At 43.0% G+C, this 4,620-nt stretch carries 7 protein-coding genes; all 7 read right to left on the bottom strand.

All coding sequences use genetic code 11. The features are described from left to right. Positions 1 to 190, bottom strand: a 190-nt coding sequence (locus U9P07_03500; protein MEA2108466.1) for a hypothetical protein, incomplete at its 3' end; no start/stop codon positions are given. Further along, positions 177 to 527, bottom strand: coding sequence for a transcriptional regulator (locus U9P07_03495; GenBank protein ID MEA2108465.1), 351 nt, complete (start codon positions 525 to 527; stop codon positions 177 to 179). The genes U9P07_03495 and U9P07_03500, both read right to left, overlap by 14 nt. A gap of 9 nt (positions 528 to 536) precedes the next feature. Further along, complete coding sequence (locus tag U9P07_03490) at positions 537 to 866, bottom strand: type II toxin-antitoxin system RelE/ParE family toxin (protein MEA2108464.1); 330 nt, start codon at positions 864 to 866, stop codon at positions 537 to 539. A gap of 157 nt (positions 867 to 1,023) precedes the next feature. After that, positions 1,024 to 1,539 (bottom strand): hypothetical protein, encoded by a 516-nt coding sequence (locus tag U9P07_03485; protein MEA2108463.1) that lies wholly within the window; start codon positions 1,537 to 1,539, stop codon positions 1,024 to 1,026. Between the two features lie 623 nt (positions 1,540 to 2,162). Further along, positions 2,163 to 2,477 (bottom strand): glycoside hydrolase family protein, encoded by a 315-nt coding sequence (locus tag U9P07_03480; protein MEA2108462.1) that lies wholly within the window; start codon positions 2,475 to 2,477, stop codon positions 2,163 to 2,165. A 776-nt stretch (positions 2,478 to 3,253) separates the two neighbouring features. After that, on the bottom strand, positions 3,254 to 3,457 hold the full coding sequence (locus U9P07_03475; GenBank protein MEA2108461.1) for a type II toxin-antitoxin system HicA family toxin: 204 nt from the start codon (positions 3,455 to 3,457) through the stop codon (positions 3,254 to 3,256). Beyond that, on the bottom strand, positions 3,454 to 3,708 hold the full coding sequence (locus U9P07_03470) for a type II toxin-antitoxin system HicB family antitoxin (GenBank protein MEA2108460.1): 255 nt from the start codon (positions 3,706 to 3,708) through the stop codon (positions 3,454 to 3,456). Before U9P07_03470 ends, U9P07_03475 begins: the two co-directional genes overlap by 4 nt. Positions 3,709 to 4,620: the final 912 nt, after the last annotated feature.

The following is a 4,620-nucleotide window of genomic DNA, read 5'->3' as shown; positions in this document are numbered from 1 at the left end:
AGACGGTGAAGCCTCTGGATAAGTCGGCATTCGGCGGATTTGGCAGTGCTGCCATTTTCGCCAAATGGTCCCGGATCGTTTCTCTGCTTTGTCCCAATCTTTTTGCGATCCTGTCTTGCTGTATGCCAAGGTAATCCATGTGAAATATCTTGAGATCAAGATCCAACTGTAACAGTTCAAGTGGTTGCATCGGTCCGACCCCATGACGACATATGACGGGCAGTAACCACGAGTTCGAAACCTTCATTATTCTGTAAACAACTGAGAATCTCAAAAAAATTGTGTGCGCCAGGATTGCCGGAAGGGCTCAGCATCCGATGAAGACTTTTGCTCGGCTTATTGATCTGTCTGCTGAGTGTTTCAAAGCCGACTGTAGCCTTGATGTAGTCTCGCAATAAAGCTTTTCCTACATCCACATCACCGGATAAAAAGCTGCCTACTGCCTCGGTCAGCATAGCCTCGCGATATGCAGGGTCCTTTTTGGCACGAGCCTGTATGGTCTCTCGAAAATTTCTGGTTAAAACCATTGCAATACCTCACTCACTTTGGCGTTTTCGGGCTTTATAATCCTGCCAGTGTATTTTTGCGGCATCGATATCTTGATTTTGGCGTTTCTTTGTACCGCCACCTAAAATGATCACAATACGCTCGCCATCTTTTCCGAAATAGATGCGGTAGCCAGGACCAAAATCAATTTTGTACTCGAAAATTCCACCACCAACGCCTTTTGTGTTTGAAAAGTTGCCTTGCTCAAGCCTGTACAATGCAGCAGACACCTTCACTGCCGCCCTGGCATTCAAGCGATTGTGCCACTTGGCATAAGGCGATTTGCCCGACTCATCTACATATTCTTTTACCTCTATCATACGATATTTCAAAGGTAACATTTAGGTTACCATTAGTCAGGTCTTATTACAAGAAAAATCAGTTCCCCAGGAACCCAAACCTGATCCTTCCACCCAGCCGCAATGGGTATCACCGCGCCGATATGACTTTTGGGGTCGGGCCACGCTATCGTATTGACTATACTGCATTAAAGTTCCAACAATAGGCGTTTTCGCCGTCTATATCATCGTTTTCAACCTCAAAAAAGCCATTATAGAAAGATGAAGGCCTGGCAAGTCCACCGAGAATTGATTTTGATTTGGCATTGGCTAATGCAGAGTCAGCAGATTTTTTCAGCTCCACATCCTGAGTTTGCGATCCGCCCTGGTCCTTATGAAAAAGGTTTGCTTGAACCAGGTCCTGCACATCTGCAGGGATTTCGAAATCCACCGGTACCTTCGGCCAATCATCTTTCAGACTAAAATTGTCCGTAATGTACCACTTTCCATCAACAACCTCATAGCTGTGCTTAAAGTATCCTTTCTTCCGAAGCCCGCCCTCGCCCTGCCGACCTTCACCTTCCGGGAGAAACATCCGGGTCTGGACCTTGCTCTGGGCAGGATTCTCAATCTCCGGTTGAAAATTGCTCAATACGCGTGTAGTGCTCCATCCTGCATCTAAGACAAATATTGGATCTTGATCTTTCTGGGTCATAATTGTATTGGCCTTATATATTTCAGCTTATCCTATTGTTGTTCCGGAATCGGACCTTTGTGTTACAAGTTAAGTTATGTTGCAAGGGGTAATCATAAACCCGTCTGAATATCCCGCTATACCCCGCCCTGTTTTTTAAACCATACACCTCCAACATCAGTAGTCCAGATAACCAGCGTCACATCTCTGAAAACCGCATCGTTTACCAACGAATTCGGTGAGTACTCCTAAAAAAACATCAAGAGCGATTTGATGTTCGGCTATTTCCCCCGCTCAATTGCAGACGGCCGGACAATCCCCTATGCGACCAGAGAAAAGGCGCTGCTTGATCTGCTCTACCTATTATATCCCTTCTATAATATAGAGTCCGAGCTTCTCCAGCTTCGGCTGGATAGTGAAACTGCGCGTCGGTCGGACCTACGCAATCATCTAAAATCATATACAAAAATCCCTCAAATAAACCAAGTTCAGGCCTTAGAAGGCCCATCCCGGATCCAAAGTGACCCATAGAAAGCGGGGTCTGACCAACTTAAGTGCTTGTTATTAAAGGCAATTCGATCCAAAAATGCATGTTTTTGCCTCTTAAAAGCCACTTTTCGGGGGCAAAAACAGCATTTTAAGGATCAGGATGCTGGGTCTGTGGAATCTGTTGAATTCTGCATCATTTCTTTAAGGCGCTCCGCTCTTTTACCGACCTGATGATACCAGCGGGAGTCTTTCATTACCCGGGCAGCGCTGAGAAAGTCCTGCTGTCTTACTGCTGTTATCATGTTTTCAAACTTTCTGAATCCTTGATACCCAAGATTAAACCACATATCCACCAGAACCATTTGTGCTTGTTCCGGTAGCAGATCAAACCTGTTTTCTTTGTCCTGGTCATCCTGGAAAATCTTTTGCAGATCTGCAATGCACTCCTGAATATCATTTTCAAGCAGCATTACTGCTTCTTTTTTTTATGCCTTTGTCTTCCAGATTTCTGCCCACACCAATGGTGAGCTTGCCTGCAGGTCAATTGTATGGTTTTAATTCCAGGCCTTCGTGGGTGATCAACTGGTCTGTGATTTTTTTTATGTTCATAGGATTATAAGATTTAAGGTTTAATAAACATCTGGGACAGCCCCCGGTGAAGCTGTGAATGGAATTGGGGTCGGGCCACGCTATCGTATTGATTATACTTCATTAAAGTTCCAACAATAGGCGTTTTCACCGTCTATATCATCGTTTTCAACCTCAAAAAAGCCATTAGGGTGTTTTTGGGGACGGTGTTTTTGTGGACGTCCATAAAATTATAACTTTCTCTGTCTTTTTAACCACAAAACGCACAAAATGTTTATCGCGCAAAGCCGCAAAGGATTTTTTGCCACAGATTTACACAGATTTGCACGGATAAAGCATATTTTGTAGGTACTGGATATTAGGTTCCGGGCTTGCCACGGCGGAGCGCTTGCGCGAAGACGCGAAGATTAAAAATAAAAACATTAAAAGCCGATGCCCCATTTTTCGCTTTTGTCCTTTTTAGCGCCTCTGCGCGAGTATAATGTATAGGGTTGGAGCAGCTATTTTCGGGTTTATGGGGACGGTGTTGATTTTGAAAAGGGCCACGGCCCAGGATACTCATTGCTCCACCCCGTGAATTACAAAAGCGATTTGCCTATAATATTCTGCCTAATGGGGGCCGCTGGCACCTTTGTTACCTTATTGGACAATCCATTTATCACAAAGAAGTTTTGCTAATCCCAAGTTGTCTGCAAGCTGCTGTGATCGTGCCTACTTTCAAATCTTTTTGACCCCAATCCGGAATGATTGTTCCTCTTCCTGTCGATGGGTTAAACCATTTTCGATGCGATCCGCCGCCACGCCGTTTTAATTCACGACATCCAATTGCCCGCAGCTTTTTTGTGAACTCTCTGTAATTCATCCTTCAGCCATAACCAAAGACTCAAAGCATACAGGAGCATCAGCTTTATCGGCTCGTAAATTCTCAGGAAATTGTTTTCCCATATCCTGGTATAGTTCAATGACAGCAGCAAGTGCATCATGAACACATGAATTCAGATTATTGAGTTCATCGATCTCTGTCACCAATTCAGGAACTAAAGGACTGGTTATTGTCCAACCGCCTTCCTTTTGTGGTTCAAGAACTAAGGGAATTTTCATCATTGTTTTCATAATATGCATCCTTTTTTTATACGCGCTTAACAGGAATAGGGGTCGCTGGCACCTTTGTTACTATACTGAGCAATATAACTGTGAAGGGGGACGTCCTTAAATAATTCAATAACTTTCCTTGTACCTAAAAGTAAAGAACTGTAAAAGGAAGGGCGGGACGCTCTTAAGAAACTAAATAAAACCACAGCCGCTCCCAAGAACACCTGCTACAATATCATCAACAAATGCAGCATCATAAGCCCTGTCCTTAACCATTCCAACTTCTTAAAACCACAAATCTTTATTTGCCGCAGATACAATCTGATCAAATCTGACAGGTCAAAAACAAACAAGTTCTGTTATGGTTTTAAAGCTTTAACACCAACAAAACATGCACCAAGAATTACTTCTGTCAGCTCCTGATTTTCCATTCACCCTCCGTAATTTTAAAACCTTTTATTAACAGATTTTAATTGGGGTCGGGTGGGCCACGCTATCGTATTGATTATACTACATTAAAGTTCCAACAATAGGCGTTTTCGCCGTCTATATCGTCGTTTTCAACCTCAAAAAAGCCATTATAGGAAGATGAAGGTCTGGCAAGTCCACCGAGAATTGATTTCACCCCCTTAACAAATCCTTTGCTACCCACTGCTATGCTCTTGGTCCATTTTTCATCACGGTTATTTCTTTCAGCACTTAATGATTCTTCAACCTAAGCTGAGCGATTAGCAGTTAGCTATTAGCAATTAGCATTTAATAATCAGGACTTTACGTTGATTAGTAACAACACCCATCGAGTAGACATGCATAATATCAAACATCTTGTAATCATTGAGCTAATAGCTAAGTGCTAAAAGCTAATAGCTTAATTCAGGTTCAACTAACATTTTGTGATTTTGCTTTACCGAATTATATGATTCAGCTTCAAGT

The sequence above is a fragment of the Pseudomonadota bacterium genome, from assembly GCA_034660915.1.
GTDB lineage: Bacteria > Desulfobacterota > Anaeroferrophillalia > Anaeroferrophillales > Anaeroferrophillaceae > DQWO01.
This window is presented reverse-complemented; position numbering and strand designations above follow the sequence as displayed.

What these genes read in the sequence shown, in the direction of transcription:
- U9P07_03490 (MEA2108464.1), bottom strand. Translation starts at nt 866, where the DNA reads ATGATAGAGGTAAAAGAATATGTAGATGAGTCGGGCAAATCGCCTTAT.
- U9P07_03485 (MEA2108463.1), bottom strand. Translation starts at nt 1,539, where the DNA reads ATGACCCAGAAAGATCAAGATCCAATATTTGTCTTAGATGCAGGATGG.
- U9P07_03475 (MEA2108461.1), bottom strand. Translation starts at nt 3,457, where the DNA reads ATGAATTACAGAGAGTTCACAAAAAAGCTGCGGGCAATTGGATGTCGT.
- U9P07_03470 (MEA2108460.1), bottom strand. Translation starts at nt 3,708, where the DNA reads ATGAAAACAATGATGAAAATTCCCTTAGTTCTTGAACCACAAAAGGAA.
- U9P07_03480 (MEA2108462.1), bottom strand. Translation starts at nt 2,477, where the DNA reads ATGCTGCTTGAAAATGATATTCAGGAGTGCATTGCAGATCTGCAAAAG.
- U9P07_03495 (MEA2108465.1), bottom strand. Translation starts at nt 527, where the DNA reads ATGGTTTTAACCAGAAATTTTCGAGAGACCATACAGGCTCGTGCCAAA.